Source organism: Methanocalculus pumilus (assembly GCF_055382585.1).
In genome coordinates, this window is the sequence record NZ_AP042393.1 from 1,951,082 (window position 1) to 1,973,195 (window position 22,114).

At 49.6% G+C, this 22,114-nt stretch carries 24 protein-coding genes and 1 tRNA gene; 11 read left to right on the forward strand and 14 right to left on the reverse strand.

All coding sequences use genetic code 11. From position 1 onward, the window contains the following. Window positions 1–6: 6 nt before the first annotated feature. Window positions 7–429 (reverse strand): thioredoxin, encoded by a 423-nt coding sequence (trxA, locus tag ACZ44I_RS10345; protein ID WP_464550180.1) that lies wholly within the window; start codon window positions 427–429, stop codon window positions 7–9. A gap of 178 nt (window positions 430–607) precedes the next feature. On the opposite strand from trxA, the gene ACZ44I_RS10350 reads away from it, so the two are divergent. Continuing rightward, window positions 608–682, forward strand: a tRNA-Met gene (locus ACZ44I_RS10350). Between the two features lie 68 nt (window positions 683–750). On the opposite strand, the gene purF is transcribed toward ACZ44I_RS10350, so the two are convergent. Genes purF through ACZ44I_RS10365 form a run of 3 tightly spaced genes read right to left on the reverse strand, consistent with a single transcriptional unit; the run spans window position 751 to window position 2,601 of the window. Next, window positions 751–2,163: an amidophosphoribosyltransferase gene (gene purF / locus ACZ44I_RS10355; RefSeq protein WP_464550178.1), complete on the reverse strand. Its 1,413-nt coding sequence runs from the start codon at window positions 2,161–2,163 to the stop codon at window positions 751–753. 12 nt (window positions 2,164–2,175) lie between these two features. Continuing rightward, entirely contained in the window at window positions 2,176–2,358 is a 183-nt protein-coding gene (locus ACZ44I_RS10360; RefSeq protein WP_292737367.1) for a 50S ribosomal protein L37e, read from the reverse strand. 15 nt (window positions 2,359–2,373) lie between these two features. Continuing rightward, on the reverse strand, window positions 2,374–2,601 hold the full coding sequence (locus tag ACZ44I_RS10365; protein WP_255333528.1) for an LSM domain-containing protein: 228 nt from the start codon (window positions 2,599–2,601) through the stop codon (window positions 2,374–2,376). Between the two features lie 121 nt (window positions 2,602–2,722). On the opposite strand from ACZ44I_RS10365, the gene ACZ44I_RS10370 reads away from it, so the two are divergent. From ACZ44I_RS10370 to ACZ44I_RS10380, 3 genes are read left to right on the forward strand one after another with little or no spacing between them, the layout of a single operon-like run. Then, complete coding sequence (locus ACZ44I_RS10370) at window positions 2,723–3,220, forward strand: RNA-binding protein (RefSeq protein ID WP_464550176.1); 498 nt, start codon at window positions 2,723–2,725, stop codon at window positions 3,218–3,220. A 37-nt stretch (window positions 3,221–3,257) separates the two neighbouring features. After that, window positions 3,258–3,635: a cell division protein SepF gene (locus ACZ44I_RS10375; RefSeq protein ID WP_292737361.1), complete on the forward strand. Its 378-nt coding sequence runs from the start codon at window positions 3,258–3,260 to the stop codon at window positions 3,633–3,635. Beyond that, complete coding sequence (locus ACZ44I_RS10380) at window positions 3,636–4,160, forward strand: ZPR1 zinc finger domain-containing protein (RefSeq protein WP_464550173.1); 525 nt, start codon at window positions 3,636–3,638, stop codon at window positions 4,158–4,160. On the opposite strand, the gene ACZ44I_RS10385 is transcribed toward ACZ44I_RS10380, so the two are convergent. Further along, window positions 4,137–4,349, reverse strand: coding sequence for a hypothetical protein (locus tag ACZ44I_RS10385; RefSeq protein ID WP_464550171.1), 213 nt, complete (start codon window positions 4,347–4,349; stop codon window positions 4,137–4,139). The two genes, ACZ44I_RS10380 and ACZ44I_RS10385, sit on opposite strands and share 24 nt — an antisense overlap. Here ACZ44I_RS10385 and ACZ44I_RS10390 point away from each other — a divergent pair. The 4 genes from ACZ44I_RS10390 to ACZ44I_RS10405 all read left to right on the forward strand — a co-directional run bounded on the left by ACZ44I_RS10390 (window position 4,343) and on the right by ACZ44I_RS10405 (window position 9,314). Beyond that, window positions 4,343–4,963, forward strand: coding sequence for a hypothetical protein (locus tag ACZ44I_RS10390; protein WP_464550169.1), 621 nt, complete (start codon window positions 4,343–4,345; stop codon window positions 4,961–4,963). The genes ACZ44I_RS10385 and ACZ44I_RS10390 overlap by 7 nt on opposite strands. Beyond that, window positions 4,929–5,552 carry a GntT/GntP/DsdX family permease gene (locus ACZ44I_RS10395; protein WP_464550167.1) on the forward strand — a complete coding sequence of 208 codons (624 nt, stop codon included), beginning with the start codon at window positions 4,929–4,931 and terminating at the stop codon, window positions 5,550–5,552. Before ACZ44I_RS10390 ends, ACZ44I_RS10395 begins: the two co-directional genes overlap by 35 nt. Window positions 5,553–5,833: 281 nt before the next feature. After that, entirely contained in the window at window positions 5,834–7,444 is a 1,611-nt protein-coding gene (locus ACZ44I_RS10400) for an NHL repeat-containing protein (protein ID WP_464550165.1), read from the forward strand. A 220-nt stretch (window positions 7,445–7,664) separates the two neighbouring features. Beyond that, window positions 7,665–9,314: an SMP-30/gluconolactonase/LRE family protein gene (locus ACZ44I_RS10405; protein ID WP_464550163.1), complete on the forward strand. Its 1,650-nt coding sequence runs from the start codon at window positions 7,665–7,667 to the stop codon at window positions 9,312–9,314. Between the two features lie 479 nt (window positions 9,315–9,793). Here the strand turns inward: ACZ44I_RS10405 and ACZ44I_RS10410 are convergent, their stop codons facing one another. Further along, on the reverse strand, window positions 9,794–9,922 hold the full coding sequence (locus ACZ44I_RS10410) for a YgiT-type zinc finger protein (RefSeq protein WP_464576520.1): 129 nt from the start codon (window positions 9,920–9,922) through the stop codon (window positions 9,794–9,796). A gap of 137 nt (window positions 9,923–10,059) precedes the next feature. Beyond that, window positions 10,060–10,473, reverse strand: coding sequence for a hypothetical protein (locus ACZ44I_RS10415; protein ID WP_464550159.1), 414 nt, complete (start codon window positions 10,471–10,473; stop codon window positions 10,060–10,062). Window positions 10,474–10,775: 302 nt separating this feature from the next. Here ACZ44I_RS10415 and ACZ44I_RS10420 point away from each other — a divergent pair, with 302 nt between their 5' ends. Then, on the forward strand, window positions 10,776–11,231 hold the full coding sequence (locus tag ACZ44I_RS10420; protein ID WP_464550157.1) for a hypothetical protein: 456 nt from the start codon (window positions 10,776–10,778) through the stop codon (window positions 11,229–11,231). 239 nt (window positions 11,232–11,470) lie between these two features. Here the strand turns inward: ACZ44I_RS10420 and ACZ44I_RS10425 are convergent, their stop codons facing one another. The 6 genes from ACZ44I_RS10425 to ACZ44I_RS10450 all read right to left on the reverse strand — a co-directional run bounded on the left by ACZ44I_RS10425 (window position 11,471) and on the right by ACZ44I_RS10450 (window position 18,611). Beyond that, on the reverse strand, window positions 11,471–11,947 hold the full coding sequence (locus ACZ44I_RS10425; RefSeq protein WP_464550156.1) for a PIN domain-containing protein: 477 nt from the start codon (window positions 11,945–11,947) through the stop codon (window positions 11,471–11,473). Further along, window positions 11,944–12,219, reverse strand: a complete 276-nt coding sequence (locus tag ACZ44I_RS10430) for a UPF0175 family protein (protein ID WP_464550154.1) — start codon at window positions 12,217–12,219, stop codon at window positions 11,944–11,946. Before ACZ44I_RS10430 ends, ACZ44I_RS10425 begins: the two co-directional genes overlap by 4 nt. Before the next feature lie 882 nt (window positions 12,220–13,101). Next, window positions 13,102–13,296: a hypothetical protein gene (locus tag ACZ44I_RS10435; protein WP_464550152.1), complete on the reverse strand. Its 195-nt coding sequence runs from the start codon at window positions 13,294–13,296 to the stop codon at window positions 13,102–13,104. Next, a complete protein-coding gene (locus tag ACZ44I_RS10440; protein ID WP_464550150.1) occupies window positions 13,296–13,532 on the reverse strand; it encodes a type II toxin-antitoxin system HicA family toxin in 237 nt (78 codons plus the stop codon). Before ACZ44I_RS10440 ends, ACZ44I_RS10435 begins: the two co-directional genes overlap by 1 nt. After that, a complete protein-coding gene (locus tag ACZ44I_RS10445; RefSeq protein WP_464550148.1) occupies window positions 13,516–13,743 on the reverse strand; it encodes a type II toxin-antitoxin system HicB family antitoxin in 228 nt (75 codons plus the stop codon). The genes ACZ44I_RS10440 and ACZ44I_RS10445 overlap by 17 nt, the downstream gene beginning before the upstream one ends. 314 nt (window positions 13,744–14,057) lie before the next feature. Continuing rightward, the gene (locus ACZ44I_RS10450; protein WP_464576522.1) at window positions 14,058–18,611 is read right to left on the reverse strand and encodes an Ig-like domain-containing protein; all 4,554 of its coding nucleotides are present in this window, start codon (window positions 18,609–18,611) and stop codon (window positions 14,058–14,060) included. Between the two features lie 882 nt (window positions 18,612–19,493). On the opposite strand from ACZ44I_RS10450, the gene ACZ44I_RS10455 reads away from it, so the two are divergent. Both ACZ44I_RS10455 and ACZ44I_RS10460 read left to right on the forward strand, forming a co-directional pair. Next, window positions 19,494–20,441 carry a glycosyltransferase family 2 protein gene (locus tag ACZ44I_RS10455; protein ID WP_464550144.1) on the forward strand — a complete coding sequence of 316 codons (948 nt, stop codon included), beginning with the start codon at window positions 19,494–19,496 and terminating at the stop codon, window positions 20,439–20,441. A gap of 4 nt (window positions 20,442–20,445) precedes the next feature. Further along, entirely contained in the window at window positions 20,446–21,180 is a 735-nt protein-coding gene (locus tag ACZ44I_RS10460; protein ID WP_464550142.1) for a class I SAM-dependent methyltransferase, read from the forward strand. Here ACZ44I_RS10460 and ACZ44I_RS10465 read toward each other — a convergent pair. Next, window positions 21,125–22,102, reverse strand: a complete 978-nt coding sequence (locus tag ACZ44I_RS10465) for a lysylphosphatidylglycerol synthase transmembrane domain-containing protein (protein ID WP_464550140.1) — start codon at window positions 22,100–22,102, stop codon at window positions 21,125–21,127. The genes ACZ44I_RS10460 and ACZ44I_RS10465 overlap by 56 nt on opposite strands. Window positions 22,103–22,114 lie beyond the last annotated feature (12 nt).

The following is a 22,114-nucleotide window of genomic DNA, read 5'->3' on the forward strand; positions in this document are numbered from 1 at the left end:
AGACCTTCAGACGGGTTCTGCTCCCGGCGGCAGTCCGAATGCCCGGAGGATCACCGAACGGAGGGTCTCTTTTGGCACTGCTCCGGTGACCCGGTCGATCATCTTTCCGTTTGCATAGAGGATGATAGTCGGGATCGCCGTGATATTGAACTGCCTGGCAATACGCGGGGCTTCATCGGTATTGCATTTGGCAAATGCAACAAGCCCCGCCATCTCATGGGAGAGGGCTTCGATGACCGGTGCAACCCGCCTGCATGGACCGCACCATTCTGCCCAGAAATCCACAACAACAAAGCGGTTTTCAGAGAGGAAGGTATTGAACGTGATCTCACTCACCGGCACAACACCCTGAAACGATGCCTTCCGCTCTATCTCTGCGAGCCGTTCCTGGGCGCGTTTCTGCCGGAGAAATTCCAGTTCATCATCCATACAATCTCTTCTCTATCCATTCAGATAAGGTTTCGCATCAACATCTGCTGGGGAAAGGGAGATTGTATCCGGCAAAAGAGCGTGGCACGGAAGCTGTTACTGAATCGATTGACTGCCCTTTTTTTGGCAGTAATTCGGTAAGGTATTTAAAGAAATAATTGGAATATTAATACTCCGAAGCGAGGTGGGGTAGTCAGGAGATCCCGACGGGCTCATAACCCGTAGATCGATGGTTCAAATCCATCCCTCGCTATCTGTTTTAATGATTTTTTTTGGAGAGGCAGACCTCTCCGATTGGCAAAAACGATTAAAAAAAAGAGATCAGAAATCCAGCCGTGTCTGGTACGACCCGTGGATAAAGTCCACATGGCGGCATTCTGATTTTTCGTGAGGAATGGCAACAGGATAACATCCTGTAAGGCATCCTGTACAGAAATCTGACAAATCGATTTCTGTTGCCGCAATCAGCGCCTCAAGCGAGATATGATGGAGCGAATCTGCGGAGATACAGGAACAGACCTCATCAGTTTCCCGGTTATGTGCGATCAGCTCTTTCCGCGTCGGAAGATCAACCCCCAGATAACAGGGGGCGGCAACAGGCGGTGAGCCTACCCTGAAATGAACCTCGCGGGCACCGAACTCCCGAACCAGTTCGATGATCCTTCTGGACGTTGTGCCACGGACTATCGAATCATCGACAAGCACAACCGATTTTCCTTTGATATGCCCACGTACCGGGTTTAGTTTCATCCGCACCGCATTCTCGCGCAACTTCTGGGTTGGCATGATGAAGGTCCGCCCGATATAACGGTTCTTGATCAGCCCTTCCTTGAATGGAATGCCGGATGCCTCAGAGTATCCGACTGCAAGCGAAGTCCCGGAGTCTGGTACCGGTGAGATGATATCAGCCTCAACCGGTGCTTCCTTATGGAGCATCTCACCAATCTTTCTCCTGACATCATAGACGAGGACCCCGTCGATCACCGAATCTGATCGTGCAAAATAGATATACTCAAAGAGGCAGAATGCGGTATGGTTGGTTTTGGTGATCTGGCGGCACGAGATACCACCTTTATCGATTTTGATCAGTTCGCCGGGCCGGAGATCACGGATGAATATTGCACCAAGGGCATCAAGTGCCACACTTTCAGACGCAACCATATACCCGTTATCGGTCTTCCCGATACAGAGCGGCTTGATACCCAATGGATCACGGAACGCAAAGAGGGTGTCATCCAGCAGGGTGATAACAGAATAGGATCCCTCGAGTTTCCTCATGCAGAGGACAATGGCATCCTCAATGGATCCGGAGAGCGTCAGTTCACGCGCGATAACTGCAGCAATCACCTCGGAGTCCGTGGTTGTAGCAAATATATGACCGTGTTCTTCATATTCTGATACAAGCTCGTTATTATTGACGAGATTGCCGTTATGAACAATAGAGAAGTGATGCCCTTTCAGAGAAAAGTTCAATGGCTGGGTATTTTCCGGGCGGTTCTCACCGGTTGTCGGGTACCTTACATGACCGATCCCAACCGATCCGGGAAGCTCTTCAAGAATATCACGGTTGAAGACCTCTGAGAGAAGACCCTGAGACTTATGTTTAAAGAGTGTTCCGGCATCAAATGTGCTGATTCCGGCACTCTCCTGCCCTCGATGCTGAAGGGCATAGAGGGCATAATACAGGGGAAACGATACCCCCCCTGTGTCAACAATGCCGACAATGCCGCACATGATATAAGAGCCTTAATGTGTTGCTCTCAATGGTTTCTTGCTGGTCCAGGCATACGAGCGCATCCGGGCGCTCCGTCCGAATCCACATGCTGAACAGATCTTATGGCGTGCATGGTACGAATTCCGGCCACAACGCCTGCATACAATATGGGAATGCTTGTTGCGCAGACCCTTCGATGGAGTTCCTTTCGACATGGTAAATCACCTTTATTATTCGATTGAAGGGGATATATAGATCACATTGTCACCACGGACGATCAGCGTTCCCAGTTTGACAACGCCATCTTCCGTCTCTTCTTCTGCACGATCAAGAACGAGGTTCATATGAACATCATATCCCTGAAGTATTCCACGGATTTCTCGTCCGCCTTTCAGCGAGATGAACACCGGTTCCCTGTTTAAGACCTGTTCCAGAATATCAAGCGGTCGTTTGGTCATAAAAATCCCTTTGCATCTCCCTGGAGAGTAACCATATATGCGCCCCGGTTCGACTTAAAGATAGCGCACCCATCGGAAATCCTTTAGTGGCCTGGGAGTGGATAGTACAGGAGAATCCATCATGGCTGATATCACGATTCGAAAGCGGCATGCAATTAAAAAGAGCCAGGTTGCCGGGATAAAACAGATGATCGAAAGAGCCCTTGGAGAAGAGGCATCACTCTTTGACACCACATCCATCGAACGTGCCGAGACCGATGCAGATCTCTCCATTTTCCTAATCGATAAAAAACCGCTCCTGATCTCCCGTGATAACTGGGCATTTCCAACATTGAGGGGTGCGCATCTCCGGCCATTCACTGCCCGCCGCATCACTGTTGATTCAGGTGCTGTCTCTTTCATGGTCAATGGCGCCGATGTGATGCGCCCCGGTGTCGTATCTGTGACAGATGACATCAGGAAGGGCGAACCTGCATTAATTGTCGAGGAACGGCATGGAAAGCCGCTTGCAGTTGTCATCGCACTCTATGACGCCGATGAGATTCGCACAATGGAGAAGGGGAAGATTGCGAAGAATATCCACTATGTGGGCGACGCGATCTGGAACCTCGAGATATAAGGATAGAATTAATAACTACCAATAGAAAGGATTCTACATGGGATTTCTTGATTCCATCATTGGCGGAAAGGGTGCGACCCCTAAGGAAGAGGAGTACATGGACCTCGACCTCGCTGCATATGAGGATGCAGCGGCAGGGGAGGAGCCTGCTCTGATGTATGTCAAGATTGCAACAATTAACGACCTCAAGGATACACCACGAATCAAAGACGAGGTGTACAACAACAACATTGTGATCATTGATATCCAGAAGCTCAAGCTCGACAAGATCACCTTTGAGCGGGTGATGAAGGACTTAAAAGATGTCGCACGGGACGTGAACGGCGATATCATCGGCATTGGCGACCAGCGCTATGTCGTCATCACGCCAACATCGGTGAAGATATCACGGGAGAAGATCGGTGGAGGCAACTAGGTGAAGCAGGCCCTCTCAGGCCCCTGCCCGCTCTGTGGAGAAGAGATAGACTATATTTACCAGACCGAGAATATCCCCTTCTTCTCCGATATTCTCATGATGTGTGGTCTCTGTGAGGCGTGCGGCTTTCGTCTAACGGATACGTTGATCCTCACCGATCGCGGCCCGGTACGATATGAGTTTGATGTCAGAACAGCAGAGGATCTCTCTGTCCGTGTCGCCCGGTCGACCTCAGCAAGAATCGAGATACCTGAACTTGGCATATCTATCAACCCGGGACCCGCATGCCAGGGGTTCGTCTCGAATGTCGAGGGTGTACTGGCACGTGTCGAGGACGCAATCAAAACCACCCTTCTTTCAGCAGATGATGAGGAACGGCGGGCTGCACTCGATGGGCTTGAAACCCTCGCAAGTGCAAAAGAGGGAGAGATACCGTTCACCCTGATCATCGAGGATCCTTCAGGGAACAGTGCAATTGTATCTGATGCGGCAAGAATTGCGTCATTTGTCCCCGAAGATGAGTGAAAAATAGGTGGAGACCCTCTCCGCTTTTCTCATCTGTATCCTTGCTATTACAATAGCAACCGCATATTTTCGAATACCTCCGTTTCCTGTTCTCTTCAGTGCAGCCATAGGATTTGGGTTGCTTGCCGGACTTCCTATTGAGACTACCATCAATGCCGCAAGTGCAGGTGCCGGACGGATCTTTGCCATCCTTGGTGTCGCAGTCAGAGGGCGGCTCGATCATCGCCTTTTCATTGGTGAAAGGGGGTGGGATAGAGAGGATACAAGCAGATCTGGCCACGATATCACGACGCCCTGCGATGCATGCCGGGCTTGCCGGATGGCTCCTTGCAGTCTCCTTTATGTGCGCGATCACTCCTTTCCTTGTCCTTGCACCACTGATGAAAGGCAGATCAGCTGATCCGAAGAGGACAGGGGTACTCCTCTCCCTCGTCGCATGCGGATCGGTTCTCTCCTTTGTCCTGATCGCACCGGCACCGGTGATGACAACTCTCATGCAGGTCTTCTCAACGGATCCCGGATTAAACCGGATCACAATTCCCCTCTCCCTGATCCTCCTTCTGCTGATGATCGTTCTTCTGGGGCGTGGAATACGGATGGAGGAGACGCAGGAGAGAGAAGACGGAGGTTTTCGAAGGGCAGGGGCATGGGCACCCCTAATCGTGCCGATCGGAATCATCGTCACCGGATTTATGATACCCGGGGTGGGTGCAGACGTGATCCTTCCGGTTGCTCTCCTTGCGGGAGCGGCAGTTGCGGTGCTCCTGATTGCGAGAAGTCTGTGTAGAGAGGCGGTTTGGTGAGGGGACAAAGCATGCAGGTGTGATCATCTTTGATCTCTGTGGCGCCGGTGCCCTCGGAGGGGTGATCGCGGCCAGTTCGTTCCCTACAGATGTCGCTGACCTCCTTGGAGTAATGATCCCACTTGCCGTCATCCCATTCATCCTGGCATGCTTCATCCAGACCGCACAGGGCTCCCGGCTCGTCACCGTTGTCATCACCGCGGATATCATTGCGGGAACTGCGATCCCGCACCTGATCCCGGCATCTGCCCTCTTCCTGATGATCGCCGCCGGAACGATGGTGATCAGCTATGCTAGCGATCCCTTCTTCTGGCTCATGAACAGAACAGCATGCCAGAGCGTCCGCAGAGACAGTAAAGACATTCACCATCCCGCTTGCTGCTGCCGGGTGTGTGGTTTTCGGGGTTGCTGTGATGCTGATCATCTGATTGGAGATTCACTGAACGCGCATTGGAGATATCCAGGAACTTCACGAGTCTGCTGCACCAGTCATCATCAATTAGTAAATGGGGGGGCACCCAAACAGTCGGATGGGTTTGATCCGGGTGCATTCAGCCGGAGACCTTCCTATAGATTTCGCCAGAATTAAGGCGAATATTAGGTTATACAAAGATATAGCTGAGTAGAGAGCCGAAATAAGCCAATTATTATGAGGTTTGGGGCTGATTAGGAAGATGCATCAGCAAGATGGAGTAGATCAAAAACAGGCTTCTCCTGAGTATTCGATGAACAAATGATGGATTTCCCTGAGAGAGAAACCAAAAGCATTAATATATTGAATAACATGATTTTATACATGCGGATTTTGATAGTTACGCCCATCTCTCTCAACGGGCATATCAACGCATTTACAAGATGGAGGAATCGGTGATGATTAAAAAATTTGGTATTCTCATCTCTATTATGGTGCTTGCACTCCTTGCATGCCAGGGAGTCTCGGCAAGTACAACGTACCAATACTATACAGAGTTTGGTACGGGCTATCTGAATGGCCCATCAGGTATTGTACCGGTTAACAATCAGATATTTGTATCAAATGATGGTACAGATAATCTCGCATACTTTGGTAATTTCGGTCACAGTTTTGGAGGATATATCGGCAACACCGGGAGTGGTGATGGCGATTTCATTTCACCACAGGGACTGGCGGCGGCAAACAGCCCCTATCTGTATGTGGCAGATAGCGGCAACAACCGGATCCAGAAGTTCCAGCTGATCGGCAATACAATGGTCTTCACCACCAAGTGGGGAAGTACCGGAGCCGGTGTCGGCCAGTTTAACAACCCGCTGGGTGTTGCAGTCGATGCAGCAGGCTATGTCTATGTAGCTGACTCCAATAATCAGCGGGTTCAGGTCTTCAGTGACACCGGGACACACCAGCGCACGATCACCGGGAACTTTGACAACCCAATGGGTCTGGCAGTCAGGGGTAATGCAGTCTATGTAACCGGATCTAACGATCAGGTGCAGATTATAAACAAGGATACCGGAGCAGCAATTGGTAACTTCGGCGCAACGGGAACCGGAGCTGGCCAGTTAAACGATCCAATCGGGATTACCTTCGATGCAGCAGGATATGTTTATGTTGCTGATGCAGCCAACAACCGTGTTCAGAAGTTCCAGCTGATCGGAAACTCTGCAGTATATATCACAACAATCGGACAGGGATCCTTCAATTATCCGACTGATGTCTTTGTTGATGCATTAGGGTATGTCTACGTAAGCGATTATCTGAATAATAAGGTCCAGGTCTGGAAACCATACACACCATCACCATCACCAGGTGGCGGCGGCGGATCAACGACACTCCCACCGGCAGTAAGCGTCGGGACAGCATCACTCATGACCAATACCGCAGGACAGGTACTTCAGACTGTCTTGCTCGACAGCCCATCAAAGAAGGCACGGCTCTCAGTTAGTACAGGTACGTATGTACTCGGCAGTAATGGCAACCCACTCTCGCAGATCTCAATGGATGACCTCTCCGCTGCAAACCTCCCGGCTGTTCCATCTGAAGGGACATTCGCATTCGGCGGCTATGCAGTCCAGTGTTCACCAGCAGGTGCAACCTTCAACCCATCAGCACGGCTCACCTTCTCCTTCACCGAAGCAGAATGGAACACCCTGATGGCACAGGCACAGAATACGCCCGGCCAGCTCGTCGTGAAATGGTATGACAATGCCAATGGCGTCTGGGTGAACATGCCGACAACCGTAAACGAAGGTGCACGGACACTTACCGCAACGATCACGCACTTCAGTGTCTTTGCTGTCTTCGCTGACACCGCAGAGCCTTCAGTTGTGCCAACACCCACCCCGGTGACACCGGTTGTAACCCCGGTTGCAACGCCAGTTGTGACACCTGAAATCCCGGTAGCTCCTGAACCAGTCAGTGAGTTCCCATGGGTTTATGTAATCGTCGGTATTGTGATCATCATCCTGATTGCAGGCGGTGCCTACTACTATACCCAGAAGAAATAATATCCACTCTTTTTTAAGAGGAAATACGGGGGATATCCTCCGTTAAAATATTATTTTTTTACCGGTTTTGAACCGGTTCATCTTCACCGGTAGATTAATCTCCGGATCTGTGTCTTCTGGAATTTGACCAAAGGCATATAAAGCCCAAATGATATGTATTCTTTCTATAGCGGGTTATGAAACAAATTTGAGATCGTCTCTATACCGGCTGGAGGAGTCAATGACAATAGGAAGAGCTGAATTTGGATTTATAATGCTCCTGCTTCTGTTCCTGGCCTGCCCAGGTGTTGCGGCTGGAAATTATGCATATCTTGATCAATTCGGATCTGCTGGTCCCGGCCAGATGGATCATCCCTGGGGAGTTGCCTCCTTTGGGACGGATGTCTTTGTGGTGAACGAGTACCTGCACAAGACCCAGATCTTTGGGAACTTTGGCGGGACCTATGATGGTTACTTTGGCAACTTTGGATCGGCCGCCGGTGAGTTGAGGTATCCCCGCGGGGTTGCGGTTGATGCTTCCAGGTATGTCTATGTTGCCGATGCCCAGAATCACCGAATCCAGAAGTTCACTTCAGATGGCGCGTATGTTACCGGGTGGGGATCCTATGGATCAGGAGCCAGCCAGCTGAATGAGCCGAGTGGAGTTGCAATCGATTCAATGGGTCGTGTGTATGTTGCCGATGCCCAGAATCACCGGGTACAGGTCTTTACTGGTGACGGAAGCCATATCCGATCGATCACCGGGAACTTCAACAATCCACAGGGTGTCGCCCTTTCAAATAGCTATCTCTATGTGAGCGAGTATGGGAACAACCAAGTCAGGATCTTTGGAAATTACGGTTCCACCGTTATCGGGAACTTCGGTTCATTTGGTTCAGGTGACGGTGAGTTCTTCCGCCCCCATGGCATTGCGGTTGATTCTGCGGGATATGTCTATGTAGCCGATACCAACAACCACCGGGTACAGAAGTTCACCTCTGGTGGAGTCTTTGTCGAGGCATTCGGGTCATATGGAACAGGTGACGGGGAGTTCGATGCCCCACGCGCTATTGCTATACTGGATAGTGGCACCAGCCAGCAGGTGTATGTCTCTGACTGGAACAATAACCGGGTTCAGGTCTGGAAGAGACTGCCACAGCAGACAGGCGGTGGCGGCGGAACTACCTCGATGCCGGTTGCACAGAGCATTGGAACAGCTACACTGCTGACAAATACCCTTGGCCAGGTGCTCCAGGAGATCCAGCTCGACAGCGTCTCGCGGAAGGCCCGACTCACCATCGATGTCGGCGTCTATGCTCTGGATCGGGATGATAAACGCCTTCCTGGCATTACCATGAATGATCTCCCGGCAGCCGGTCTGCCTCACGTCCCACAGGCGGGAACCTTCAGTTTTGCCGGATATGCGGTCAAATGTTCACCGGAGGGTGCAACCTTTGCACCAGCAGCAGAACTCACCTTCACCTTCACCGATGCAGAATGGAACCTCCTGATGGCACAGGCATACCAGACGCCCGGGTACCTGGCGGTAAAATGGTATGACCATGAGAGCGGTGACTGGGTGAATCTGCCGACCGTAGTGAACACGCGGGATCGCACCGTATCAGCTGAAGTGGCTCACTTCACCGAGTTTGCCCTCTTCGCTGACACGGCGGCCTCATCTACGGTGATACCGAAACCAGAACCGATTATACCGCCTGTGGGAACACCTGAGGTCACTCCTGTCTCAACACCCATTCCCACTACACCAGAGGTGCCGGTAAGCCCGGAGGAGCCGGTGAGCGGGTTCCCCTGGACATACCTGATCATCGGGGTGATCATCATCCTGATTGCAGGCGGTGCCTACTATTACTCTTCTACACAGAGGAGATGAAGAATAACCCATCCCTGCCACCATTTTTTTGAGATGAACCTGCCATAGAGGTGTTGTCATCGTAATCGAATCAATCGCAGTGTTGACAGGAAGCAGTAAATCCCTACCATGTATTTCCATTGGAAGGAAAGGGGTATCACAGAAGCTGGAAGAGTCGAATCGTGAGATCGGGAAAGCAGCGCCGGTAGTTTCATTTCATGAATGATAGTACCCTGTCAGGAGTGGGAGTATCGTTAAGGAGATGAGTCCAATACCGGAAGAGAGCACCATCCCGTAGTGTAAATGGCGGGATCAACGTGCGGACACCGCTGTCGGAGTCGATCGGGGCGAGGTGAGATGAGGTGAGGAGGGAGTGTCGTATCGTCAGATTAACCAGAATCATCAATCATCAATCATCAATCATCAATCGGGCAGTGTGATCTCATATGCTGCCAGGGGGCGGCCACATTCGCCGAGGGTGCCCTGGTGTACCCTGTCCATCACGTGTCCATCACGATATCGATCATTCGTGATGTTTCAGCTGAAACGTATGCCTCATCACACTGCCTGCAGACATATGCCGGAACATCCCGGATGGCGATGACGTCATAAGCGAACCTGAATGGCACGAACCCTGACAATGAGATCAGTTCTTCCTAATGCAAGGGTTCCTTTGCAACACTGGCAGGTGGAGGGGATCATGGTTATTCATTCCGGGTATGTGATGTGATCAGCTCAGAGAAGGATGAATCTTTTGGTTTTGGGATCAGTACCCGTAGAGAGCGGCTAGAGAGCGATCACAGAAACGCTGAGCCGGTTTGAATATCTCTTCAATCTCAGTGAAGAATTCAATATCGAATCCATGTTCATTGTGCATGAGTCGTCCTTTAAATACTCCACCAGCAATCTCTTCCAACCCCCTCTCCACATAAACTGCGACATGCTGATCCTTCTTAACTCCATAGGAAATACAATCCCGTAGATGCTGGAATTCCATAGAAACTGACTGTATAAGATAATGTTCAGCATCATATTCTTTGACGAAGGTGAAGATATGAATGGTGCTCTCTTTCATGAGCAGATCACTTAATGTAATATCCCGAATCGGATCTTCGGGAAGAGCGTATACAAGAGCATCTGGCAGCAGAGAGGCGCGAGAAAGGGCTGTGTGGTGCTCCATATCCTGAGAGATTCTCGCCTGTTCATATCCTTGATCCCGAAGAAACGAACGCAGTGAAAGGAGATCATGCTTCCGCGTTCGATGAAAAGAGCCATAAATACCAATTGCAACATTTCGTTTATAAGAGTTGAGCAGATTCAGCCGGTTTGCTAAAATATCCAGTATCTGAGCCCCATTATCTATTCATTGTATATGAAGCCAGATTATGCTTAATAATTTTGGTTTTCTCTGTGTATCCAAAAAGTAGAAAGATTGATATTAGTTACAAATAGAGAACTATTATGAGAAGGGGTTGGTAACTGATGGATGAGCTCATACAGATGCAGTACCTTGAAAAGGTACCAATTGAGATCCGCGATGCGATCCAGAGTCTATCAACAGATGCCGTCTGGGCAGTTTTTGTTGCAATAACGCTTGAAGGCGAGAGTTATTTTACTGAACTTAAAAACAGGTTCGCGGCAAACCCCCGCCAGATGGATCGGATCCTGAAGAAGCTCGTCGATAGCGGCCTGGTTGCAAAAAAGATACAAAAACTTGAGGATATTGGCGACCGGAGGAAGGTGTACTATGAAACAACCCGGTTTGGCAGAAAGCTCCTCTCTACTCTCTATGACATAGTACTCCCACCGGAGAAGCCGACATCCATAGCAGCTGGTACAAAAACGAGTGAAAAAACAGGTACAAAAACTCCTTATTCAACGAAAAGCATCACCATACTGGTGAGCGAAGAGGCGGAACATAGGAAGTGGGTGATGTGAACCCTGAGAAGAGAAAGTGAATCGATCTCGTATGAATAGTATACCTGGATACCTGCCCTGACAAGTGCATCTTCGATAGAGGAGAGCTTCTTTTTTTATCTCCTTAAACTCATCTGCAGGATAGTGTCTGGTATCCTTTCTCAGCCCGAAAATCTCTTCTTTCGTCTCTTTTCCAATCTCAAGCAGCTGATTCAGTGTCAGATAGCTGTGAGCGAAAACATCGTTATCCTGAGAAATTATCAGAATTCCGAGAGATCCAGAATCTTACGATATTCCTTCTCACTGATTCGAAACCCGGCTTCTCGAAGTGCTCTAAAATCCTCACGGAAGTTAATAAGACCGCCTTCGGCTGCCATAAGGAGAATACCAATAGTCCCGGTTATCTGTAGATTAACCGCGAGTGCAGCATTTCTTCCCTCCTTATCATCAATAATCAGAAGAGCATCTTCCTCTGTTGCCAGAACAATTGCCTCTGCCTCACCGCGATCTATGTTTAAATAGAGAGCATCGACCGCTGTTTTGTTCCGGGCGGGAACCACAGAAATCCAGGACGCACTCCTGACATCTTCGGCACCAAAGAGTAAACCTCCCCGAGTGACCACTTCATCATAGACCTCTTCAGGTATCAGGAGATTCTCACAAAGGCATTCAAGAATATCGAGCCTGTTAATTTTGGATAAGGCAATAAGAGGAGTTGAATTTGAAACGAACTTCATTCTTTCTGCCGTCCCAGGTATGAACGAAATGTTATGAGATCTGCTTCTGCATCCACTGCATCATAGTCAAGAGGCACCCCTTTCTCATCCAGCAGGAGGATCATCTCCCATTTGTTCCGGACACCGGCTAACTCGGCAGCCTTGCCCAGGGAGAGGCGTCCTTCCCGGTACAATGCCACGGCTAACGTCCGGCGAAGAAATTGGTTCAGATCAGATTTCCTGATTTTGATGCTGGACAAAATCGTATCCGGAAGTGTGATAACAGCCTCCATACAGTTCCCTCACTATTTGAAAGTGTCAACCTCAGATACCATAATTCTTCCCTACAACGACCATGTTCGTTAGTTATTCCAGGAATCACAACCTCATTTCTCCATCGGAATCATGTCTGGTTCACTCGACACCCTCCCACCATCCACCCGCACTATCCGTAGACGATCCCGGCTCCCGGCACCCCCATCTCCGGGACATACCAGATCCCCACCACCACGCTAGATCCCCACCACCACGCTCCCGGACTGGCACCCACCTCCACCAGACAACATCCTCACCCCTCAGATCACCACACCGCCCACCAGTCCCCGTGCACACGAAATGACTGCCCAAGCCTGCCCAAGCTTCAGACACAAAAAATAACGGCGAATTCAACGATATAGGGGCACATAACAGCTCAGGGGCAGCCTCCCCTCCCATCCCACCGGACACACGAGCGAGCCTGTCCTCGCCTCAGACACAAAACCCACCGCGAAATGACTGCCATAAGGACATAGAGAGGGCTTCAGGACAGCTTTTCTCCCCCACACCACCCCCACCCCACCGTGCCGGTGCAGGTGCCGCCAGCATACACCTCTCCCGTGCATACACCTCCCCCATGCATACCTGCCCCTCTCGCAGATACTCACACCACCCTGCCATACGCGACAGACCGATCAGGGTTTCCTACAGGATCAGGATCAGGCTCATCGCATACCCTGCCGCCCGCACACAGACGAAGCCGCGGGCTACCCGAATCAAACAAAAAAAGGACGCCCGGCAAGCCCCTGATAAATCAGGGGAGGGGCGGGGGCGGGGGCGGAAGGATATTTGCCTTAGGCAGTAAGGTCACTTCCCCTGCCGCATACGCATGAACACGGGACGAGCCGCCCGCTCCCGGGTCAGGCACCGATCACCCAATTCCGGACAACCGCCTCAACCGATCCCCCGGCATGGATACAAGACGTTCCGGCATACTGGCACATCCCCGCCGGGGGCTGGATATCAGATCCGTCACTATTGCCCCTTGAGTAAACCAGATCGATCCTGTATCCACAGGAACGATACCCAGTACCTTCTGGTATGTAATAGGACATTATAACAGATATCCGGCAAAATCATCTGGATCAATCTTTGCCAGTTTCAGAACATTTCGTAAAGTGCCAACTCTCAGCTCAGCATGCAATGGCATAACAGTCACCACCTTGCCTTCATATGTCAGCTTCGAGAGCCGGAAATGGCTTCCTGATTGTCCGCTGACGGAAAATCCATATTCTTTTGAGAGTATTTTGATTACCTTCTCACCAGAGACAGGTTTAAGCCTGGATCCCATCTGCTACCTCAAATGTAGTGAGTATGGGTCGATACCTCTCTTCAAGAGGACACTCTTCTAGAGGACACTCTTCCAGATACAACTCGGTTGCTTCTTTCAGGTTAGCAACAGCCTCTTCAACCGTATCTCCCTGACTGGCAGTTCCAACTTCCGGACACTCGGCGACATAGACTCCTTCCTCTTTATAAACCAAGGCTGTCAGCGTTCTCATACTATCTTCACCAGATTATCATCTTCCCGAGTGATGATAATCGTATCGCTCCTGGGACAGCCTGTTCTATCAGAATCGACATTGAAAAGATCACCACGGGCACCCGCCGCCCACTACACAGCCGCCCCGCCACCCAGCCACACAGTCGAAGCCGCGGGCTGCCCGAATTAAACAAAAAAAGAAGGACGCCCGGCAAGCCCCTGATCACTCAGGGGAGGGGCGGGTGGTTTGAGAAGGGGGGACCCACTTCTCCCCCCTTCAGACCACCGGGATGAATCCCTGTGATGAAAAAGGGGATTGTAGAGGAGTGGGTATCAAGCTTGTACGTAGAACTGTATCGAGATCGGAGCAGCCAGCGTTTCGCCGCTTGTTCCGAGAACATTCTGAACAGTTAATGTGTAGATAGGTCCTGCGGAAAGGTTGCCACCGGGGATTTGTAACTGGATTGTGTCACTGCCTTGTACTGTGATCAGTCCTGCAGTGAATGCGACCCATTTCCCATCAGAGTCGTCATAGAGTTTGACATTGGTTGGAGTTACAGTGGTTGCATCGAGATTCTTGTCGAATGCAAGTTGGAGATAGGTTGTGTTTGTCTTATCAACTGTACCTGTACCATCAGTTGCAATTGTGTCGTATACTGCGAAGTCATCGGTTGAGTTACCGGCAAATGCTGAGGTTCCAAACGCTGTGTCATTAAGTGCTAAAACATTCGGGTCAGCTTCTGTGGTGAAGTTGATAACGTATCCTGCGGTTCCTGCAATGGTGTCTTCGTTCGACATCAGGTTACCGACTGTATCTTCGACACCCGTGATCATGACAAAGTACTTTGTCGAGTATGCAAGGGTATCCTTGGGGATAGTGACGTTGATTGCGGTTGCTGCTGGAGAGGTTTCGATCTCCCATGCGGAAGAGTCAACCAGGGTGTTGGTTGCATCAAAGACTTTCAGGTTTGCTGCGGTTGTTGTTGCGAATAAGGATTTATCTACTGCATCATTTTCGTAGCCGATGTTCTGTTCTGTATCGACTGCAACACCAGTTTGTCCAAGTGTAATTCCGGATGTCCGGTTTACAACGGGTGCGGGACCGGTTATGAAGGTGAACTCAACAGCTTCGGCTTCGTTACCTACGGCATCTTCCAGTCCGACGAGGTTAACTGTGAATTGCGTGTGGTTCACTAAGACAGAGGCTCCATCGCCGGCTGAGGCGCTGAAGTTGATGCTGACCTGTTTGCCATCACCGGTACGGTTGATGAAATTAGCTAGCGCTCCGGCTGGAATTGCAACTGGTACCTGATCGGTGTTATTGGTGATAGTGATGTAAGCCGAGTAATCCGTGCCACTTGTGGTGTTGATAGCATCGGTGAGCTGTTTATCATACTTCACCCGGATCTCGGCTATATCTTTGGATATACCGGTTGCACCATCGATATCAACCCAGTCATCTCCATCCTTATACTGGGCACTGACGAAGTTTGGTGCTACAGTATCTTTGATAGCTCTGAACCGGATCGCGGTTGTCCATTCATCTTTGGTACCAAGGGCGTTCCCGGACGTGTCCCGAACCTGGCTTTCGTTGAGCCGTAACACGTACCGCTGTTCTGATTCAAGAGCATGGGTGAATGTTAACGTCTTCGTGTTGATGTTGTAGGTAAAGTTCGTACCTTGCAACCCGGCAAGTTCGTCACCGGTTGGTGCCCACTCTGAAGTGGCTCTCTTAAACGAGACGATACTTGTATCGTTTAACCTGGTCTGATTCATCGGACGGTTGAACGTGAGTGCAAGTTTCTTGTTCAGAGCAACATCTGTTTCAAGGTCGGCGATGTTGGACGTGTAGCTGACAACGGTCTTTGTGGTGAAGTATTCACTAGCTTCAGTTGCTGAATCATATGCTGTTATAGAGTTCCCATTGACGTCTTTGAGACCGGTTGTCACAACAACTTTGTAGTTGGTGCTCTCTGCGAGATTTGCGGTCGGCGTAATGGTTACCGTCTTCTTGTCACTGCTGAGTGTGTAGGTTGCGGGAACGGGGACGCTACCATCGATCTTTACCAATCTGATCGTGTCCTGCGAGATGCTTGACTGACCGATTGTCTTGTTCACAAACTCGACGGTTACTGGTTTGTCCAGTGCAATCTTCTCGGTTGCCGGAGTATTGGCTTCGAGCGTCTGAACAGTGCCGTTTGCGAGTGTGGCTTTAATGTATGTTGCGTTTGTAAATCCTGGGTATTGAACAGTGGTGAAGGTTATCTCAAACTTCTCGTCCAGAGGGTTGCCTTCATCAGACACAAAGGTATTCTCGAATACAACCTTGTATTTTTTGTTGGCTTCAAGTTTCGATTCAGCCATGCTGAGGTTGAAGAACTTGTTGTCACCAACATCTCTACCGGATTTGGCAGGAGAGTCGAGATCCACACGAGTGGTTCCACTTGTACCGATACTATATAACTTAACAGAGGTGTTCAGGGTGTTCTGTGTAGCGTTTGAAATACCAATATTCTTGTCAAACTGGAAGTAGACATTCCGTGATTCGTTATACGGGACATCAAACGAGTTGTCAGTGATCAGTTTGTAACCAGTAGAACCAGCCTCAGAAGCAGTGTCGTTTCCAGTGAAAACCTTTTCAACACTGGGTGCGCCGGTTGCAACAGTGAACGTGAACGTGAAATCGTCGATCGGGTTCTCGTTGACAGTGTTGTCGGTTATACCCGCCATGAAGAGTTCGTATTCTGTCCCGGCTGCAAGAGATGCGCCGAGTTTGGCATACACAATCTTATCATCAGCACCTATGGTTAAATCAACCGATTCGCTTGTTGCGAGGTTTGTTAATAAGACGTTTCCTGGTACAGAATCAGCTTTGATTGCTCTGTCAAAGGTCGTGTTGATAAACTTGTTCTGAGCGACATCATCGATCGGGATACCAACGTCTCCATCTTCGACTTCAGTACCGGCGATCTCGACTTTCTCGACGACGGGTGCGTCAGAGGCAGCGGTTGTGAATTCCCAGATGTTGTTTGCGTTTTCTCTGAGGTAGATACCTGCAGTGCTCTTGATATCACCGTGGACGAAGGTCACACGATACTTGGTCTCGCCTTTCAGCAATGATGCCTGTTCGAACGTGACTTTCCTGAAAGTTGTGCTGTACAGAACAGTTCCTGCAATCTGGTCAACAACTTCGCCCTGGTCATCGAGTTCTTCGACGATAACGGTATCAGTGGTTAAGGTTGACTGATCGAGCTGGACGTTAAACCGTGCAGAGATCTCACCATCAACAGCTGCGGTAGTGTTACCTGGGGTGGGTTCACGTGTTCCTGCATCAAGTACGGGTGCGGTACCAACGATGAATTCCTTGGTGACAAGGTTACCAAGTGCGTAATCCTGGGCGCTCCGGATTGTCTCTGAGAGTTCCAGACGGTACACATGGTTGGCTGTCAGCCTGTTCCCGGTTGTGGTTGGAACAAACCTGATTGTGTCTTCAGTAACTGTTGTTTTCTGAGGAGTTACCGTACCTGGCAGGTATGCGCCTGCGGTGATGTCAAACAGCCGAACCGACTGAGTGTTCACGGTGGATGTTTTCAATCCTTCGTTGAAGACAACTTCAAGTTTAACTGAGTCTGTGACTGTGACGTGGTCGGTAATTTCGTTAGCTGCATTGTCCTTGTATTTGAGAACATACGGAGCCTGGTTTCCAGCAAATGTTGCGGTGTTCAGGTCACCGATGACAACACCCTGGGTGTCTTCGACATTCTCGACTGTGACGGTATAGGTCAGCAGTGCGGACTGGGCATCGGTTGTCAGTTTAACGGTCTTATTGTCATCTTCAAGTGCTGCACTGGTGACGCCGAGTGTTGTTGTTGCAGCGGCGATTGCGTAGTTGGTTGCGTCTGTTGCAGTGGTTTCATCGAGTTCACGGTTGAATTCAACGAGAACAGTGACGGAGTTGTATGCGGTTGCGCCTACGACTGCGAATTCAGGTGCTTCAACGATAACATCGACTGCAGCTTTTACACCGGCAGGGTTGGTGACACCGGTCGGAAGAACGAGGTCGCCTTCAAGCGCATAGGTTCCTGCGGTTTCGCCATCGTAGTCAGCTTCAGCAGCAGACCAGTCGATCTCGAGATCCATTGTGGAATTGTCAGAGAGTGTTGCTTCAACGGTCTCGGGTAATCCGAGGTCTGCAAATGCTGTGCCGTATGAGACAGTTATGTCGGTAATAGCCTCAACACTGACAACTTCGAGTGGTGTTGGCTCAGTGGAGATAACCGTCACCGGCCTGTCGCCAGGCATTCCATAGCTGATCCTCGTAGAGACTTCACCAGGATTTCTGATGATGTAGGTGCCATCCCTATAGACTGCTGCACGTCCGTCATGCCAGACAACCGGGATATCAGTTGGAAGTCCAAATGGGAACCTTTCAATAACAGAGTTATCAGCTCCACGGACGATCCACTCGCCATTCCGGAAAACAGCACCGTAGTCACCATAGGCGACAGGCTTGTCACCAGTTGTTCCAAAAATGAACCTTGCTGGACCATCTTTTATGATCCACATGCCGTCTCGGAAGACAGCGGGTTTGCCATCATAGTAAAACGGCTTGTCTGTTGGAAGTCCGAATTGGAACCTTTCCGGACCATCTTTTATGATCCACGTACCGCCCCTGTAAACAGCGGCTAAATCACCATAAACAACCGGTACATCTGTTGACATACCAAAGTTGAATCTGTACTCACCGGTGCCAGGTGGGAAAATCCACTGGCCATTCCGGTAGACACCATATTCGGCATCATCAGGTATAGCCATGGCTGGAACAATGAATAGAGCCAGCGCAAGGAGAAATACCAGTGCCGAAGTAATCGTTTTGCTTTTCATCATAAATTCACCTAAATAAACCTAAATCCCCTCTTTTGTATCTCCATCATTCAACAATACACGACTACCCCTCACTGGTACCCCGCGGGGATTGAGATGCCATTGCAGAACAGGAAACACCTGAGATGCAGACCCCTCAACGACGAAAGGATACGCTCCAGTAAGAGATTGTGCAAGGATATGCTATGTATTATCTCAATATAAATCATTCGGTATCGCCTTACAGCTTTTAGGGGAATTTAAAGCAATATTTCAAATAATACGAAGCTGCAGAACTTCATCCGGTTGAACGCCCATCAACCAAAACACCAGAAAATCAATCGCATATTTTCACATCTGCTCTCCTGAAATAACAATACAAATGCGATAATGACGTCAATAGGAATCAAAAACTGAACAGATGGTCACCACCCACCAACATAAATTGAATGGAAGAAGTGCGTGAGTACTTCCTGTATTATTTTGCGCGTTTTCATTTTTATCAACAGATAAATAAACCTGAAGATTAACCAGAAAACAACAAAACCATTTATTCAATACAATATTTAATGAGATTGTTTTTCTAGTATGATCACCTGATACAGCCAGATGAAGATAGAAATAGAAACCGTTTACAATATTATCAGAGAAAGAGCAGAACTCAAATGCGTTAGCAATCATATAAAACAGAAAAGAGCAGGCACCAATAGATCTTCAGAAGGAATTTTAATCTGGCCCTTACAACGATAAAGGAGAATCAGAACCAAAGTCACGGAAGCATGGAGAAATAGTACATTAATAATGTAGAGACATGCACACACGAACTCAACAATCAAAAAGCAGCACTGAAACATAACATACCAGCCAGATCGAAAACATGAAGATAATTATCCAGAGGTAAACAGGATGGATCTCTCGATCATAATCCCGATCTATAATGAAGAAGAAAATATCAGTCCGCTCTATGAGGAGCTCAAAGAAGTACTCTCTACCATTGATAAAAGCCATGAGATCCTCTTCGTCGACGACGGATCAACCGATTCCACCTGGAGCCACTTACAAAAAATCCAGGACTGTGATCCGGCAGTCACCCTCATCAGGTTCAGGAGCAACTTTGGCCAGAGTGCCGCGATGAAAGCCGGGTTCGATCATGCAGAAGGCAACCTCATCATCACCATGGACGCAGATCTCCAGAACGATCCCAATGATATCCCGGATCTTCTCACGACCATGGAAAATGAGGATCTCGACGTTGTCTGCGGATGGCGCTTCAACAGGCGGGACAATATCTCAAAAAAGCTCTTCTCGAAAGTTGCCAACCGGCTCAGAAAAACCCTCACCCACGAAACAATCCATGATTCGGGTTGCACACTGAGGGTATATACAAACGAGTGCACCCGCGATCTCGAACTCTATGGTGAACTCCACCGCTATATCCCGGCGATGCTCCTCTGGAAAGGATACCATGTCGGGGAGATGAAGACCAATCATCGGGACAGGCACGCCGGGAAGAGCAAATATAGCTGGGTCAGGCTGACGAAAGGTTTCTTTGATCTCCTCGTCATCACCTTCTGGCAGCGGTACTCATTTCGGCCAATGCATATCTTCGGAGGGGCAGGGCTGATCATGGGAATACTCGGCACTATTATTACACTCTACCTTGGCACGATGAGAATCGTCTTTGGAGTACCGCTCTTAGAGAGACCTCTCTTTATTGCCGGGCTGATCCTCCTCGTCCTCGGCGTGCAGTTCTTTGCAAGCGGTATACTTGCAGATATCGCATTGAAGATCTATTATGGCCAGAATAACCGGAAAAACTACCTGATCGAGACGATCATCAAACACCGGGAGTAACAGAATGGAGGCAGAGAGAGAGGGAGAATACGAGGAAAAGGGAGACTACCACAAGGAGCTTGATCCCGGTTGGAAGTACTATCCCATTTATCTCGCAAAGATGGAATATATTACTCGTTTCCTTCAATCAGTACAAAAAGAAACAGAGATCCTTGATGCCGGTTGCGGGGAAGGCGTCCTCGTTGAAGAGTATCGAAACGCGGGATATGCAATCAGGGGGCTTGATCTCAATTACTCTTCAGTATATGTAACACAAGGGGATCTTCTCAACATACCCTTTGAGGATGAGACCTTCGATCTCGTACTCTGCCTGGATGTAATCGAGCACCTCAATTGTGAAGACCAGGGACCAGCACTCAGCGAAATACACCGTATCCTCAGGAAAGACGGACAGGCACTTCTGGCAATTCCAAACCTCGCCCACTTCGCATCCCGACTCTCATTCCTCGTAACCGGCAGGCTGATCAGGACATCAACGGTGGATCGCCACCGGGGAGACCGGCCGATTCAGGAGTACCTCGAGCTGATCAAAGATGAAGGTTTTACGATCATCAACAGAACCGGGATCTTTCCGACACTCCCGATCACCGCGCTCCTCACCCACCTCTATCCCGGTCGCGTGATGCCGCTTCACCGCCTCCTCAACAGGATAGTTCCCTATGCAAACTGGTGCTTCCTCAACATCATTCTCTGCCAAAAGGATGACTCCTCAGGAGGAGAGAGCCAGAGCCTCCAATGATGATCGTATAGACAAGCAGTACTATATGGTACCCAAAACCTGAGATGATCGCTTCATTCACGCTCATACCAAGCGGGACATAGATAAGCGTCCATATCGCCTCGGTCGTCCCAAAACCGGCCACCCCGTGGATCGGGAGGACCGATGCAAGCAGAAGAAACGTTCCACCAAAAAGAATGGTCTGGAACGGCAGGGAAATCCCCATGCCGGCAACAATCAGATAAAGAGCCCCGAAATTGCAGAGCCAGAGCAGACAAGATAAAAACAGTATGGGAATCGCATTCAACCTGATATCTATGCGATCAAAACTCTCCACCGTCTCCATACCCTTTCGTAAAAGATAATCTCCGCCTCGCGTCGTATCCCACCTGAAATAGGTAAGCACCCGTTGGACGAGCCTCATGCAGAACCAACCTGATGATACAAGAGCAATCAGGAATGCAAGCAGGCAGAAGAGCAGAATATACACCAGCCAGAGAAGCTCCGATATCGCCTGTGGGATATCCGATATGAACAACCCAGCTCCAAAGAGGAGAAGGATTATCATAATGAAATCAAAGATCCGGGCAACAACCAGAGTCGCCACCCCTTCTCCAGTACTCCGCTGATGCATCTTCTTGAGAAGATAGACATACGACAACTCACCAGTTCGTGCCGGAAGGAGATTATTCATCATCACATGGACAGCGGTGATCGGGAGGAGATCGCGTATACGTATAGTCCTGTTGAGAAGGAGGGAGAAACGGAGTGAGCGCAGAATATAGGTACATAAGTACAGAACAAAACCACCAGCCAGATACACCGGATGGATCGAAAGGATCGCAAAGGCAACTTCCTCGAGTGAGACCTGCGAGAGAAGGAGGACTACGAGCACCACAGTGATGACGAGGGTTACGATCCTGATGAGAGTATTCTGCTGCATGAAACGAGTCCG